Here is a 2,178-nt window from a genome sequence, read left to right on the forward strand (position 1 = left end):
ATTTTTGCAAGCAAAAAAATACATAAAATATAAGCAAAACGGCAAAAAAATCCTCCTTGCAATTGCGACGACATCGATTTATACCACAAACACGCATTTTTGATTAAAAAACACCATAATTAGCATTCATTTAGATGAAAATAATGAAAATAATAGGTTTTAGGGGATAGTATTATACCCTTAAAATCGACCAAAAAACTTCAACCTCGAATCACCCATGTTTTTTTCAGAGAATATTTTTTTTGTTATTATGGTTTTGCTGGCCTATTTATTGGGGTCGGTGCCCTTTGGTTATATTATTGGTTTGGTGTTTTACAAAAAAAACATACAACAAATGGGGTCGGGCAATGTTGGCGCGACCAATGTGTGGCGCGTGATTGGCCCAATGCCGGCGATCGCGACATTCTTCCTTGACACAGCGAAGGGGGCCAGCATGGTGTTGCTGTGCAATTATCTTTTAGATTTTTCGGGGATGCAAATCGTGGTCGTTGGGTTGGCGGTGGTGGTTGGGCATTGTTATTCTTACCTTCTGCATTTTCAGGGCGGCAAGGGCGTGGCGACCGGTTTTGGCGTGTTGTTGGCCATATCGCCATTTGTGGGGGCGGTGGTGTTGTTGATTTGGCTGGCGGTGTTTTTGGTGGCGCGGGTTTCCTCCTTGGCGGCATTGACCGCTTGGTTGACCGTGCCGGTGTTGTTTTATTATTTCGCCATGGGGGGGGGCAATGGGGGCGGGGCCGGTTTTGGTAAAAAATCTTTCATTGCGATGGTGCTTCTGACTCTGGTGATTTTCATTCGCCATAAAAAAAATATTATTGATTTGGTGCGCGGGCGCGAACATTCTTTTTAAGCGCGTAATTTATTTTTTGCCTCATTTTTGAATAATTTCTTTGACAGCGCACCGCGCAAACCCTATGTTATCAACTTAAAAGATAGCGCAGGGATAGGCTGGGATGCTTTGGGGGGATGTGATGGGATGCGAGTGACGGGATGGTTGTGAGGGGTAGCGTCGATGGGCGAGGTAAGCATCAGGGAAAAAAATAATTTAGCATGGTTGCGGTTGGCGCGTTGCCCAACCATCGGCCCGGTGGCATTTCGCAAATTATTAAGGCGATATCACACGGCGGAAAAAACGCTGGAGGCCTTGCCCGAGATGGCAAAAAAATTCCCGCGCACCCGCCCGATTATCATTCCGCCGTTGGAAAAAATTGAAAAGGAATGGAATGATTTAGAAAAATTGGGTGGGAAATTTCTTTTTTTGTTTGAAAAAAATTACCCCGCGCTGTTGACCAACACCGACGACGCGCCACCGGTTTTGTCGGTGCTCGGCCACGACCATTTGCTTCACCAGGATGGGTTCGCGATTGTCGGCGCGCGTGAGGCCTCGCTCGCTGGTGAAAAACTCGCCAAACGATTTTCGGAAGTTATGGCGCAAAAAGGTTACGTTTTAATCTCTGGCATGGCGCGCGGCATTGACACCGCGGTGCACAAAGGCGCGATGAAAACCGGCACGGTCGCGGTATTGGCCGGCGGGGTTGATAATATCTACCCGCGCGAAAATGAAAAACTTTACCACGAATTAACCGCGCTGGGCTGTATTATCAGCGAAGCCCCATTGGGTGGCGCGCCGATGGCCAAGAATTTTCCCAAACGCAATCGAATAATTTCTGGCCTGTCGCTTGGGTTGTTGGTGATAGAGGCGGCGTTAAAATCCGGCACCCTTATCACCGCGCGTTACGCGCTGGAGCAGGGGCGCGAGTTATTCGCCGTGCCGGGTTCGCCGCTGGACCAGCGGATGCGTGGTTGCAACCAGCTTATCAAAAACGGCGCGCATATTACCGAAACGCCGGATGATATATTGCCACTGCTGGAGGAAAGCACCCTGCGGGTTAAGAAAGATATTACCGGCAATGGCAACGGCGTGGCGGAGGGCGACCATCTGTTCGCCACCGACGCTTCGGAGGCGGTGGAGGATTACAGCGTGGACGACATTGATAAAGCCAAACGGATGATAAGAAAAAACCTGAGCCCGACGCCAACCAATTTGGATGAGTTGTTGGCGCAATGGCCAATGCCGCGTGGGTTGTTTTACCAGGCATTGTTGGAAATGGAATTGATGGGCGAGGTCGAACATGTCCAGGGCAACAATTACGCCATGTCGATAACCATCGACAACAACAA

2 protein-coding genes are annotated in these 2,178 nt (G+C 49.1%); both read left to right on the forward strand.

Annotated features, from left to right (window positions below; all coding sequences use genetic code 11):
• Positions 1–217: 217 nt before the first annotated feature.
• Entirely contained in the window at positions 218–847 is a 630-nt protein-coding gene (plsY, locus tag QM529_07735) for a glycerol-3-phosphate 1-O-acyltransferase PlsY (protein MDI9314545.1), read from the forward strand.
• 162 nt (positions 848–1,009) lie between these two features.
• Positions 1,010–2,178: DNA-processing protein DprA (dprA, locus tag QM529_07740; protein ID MDI9314546.1), on the forward strand; the 1,169-nt coding region annotated here is incomplete at its 3' end.

It is taken from the genome of Hydrotalea sp. (genome assembly GCA_030054115.1).
Lineage (GTDB): Bacteria > Pseudomonadota > Alphaproteobacteria > JASGCL01 > JASGCL01 > JASGCL01.

Bases quoted from the DNA above. Each gene is read 5' to 3' on its own strand.
- plsY (MDI9314545.1), top strand. From the start codon at position 218: ATGTTTTTTTCAGAGAATATTTTTTTTGTTATTATGGTTTTGCTGGCC.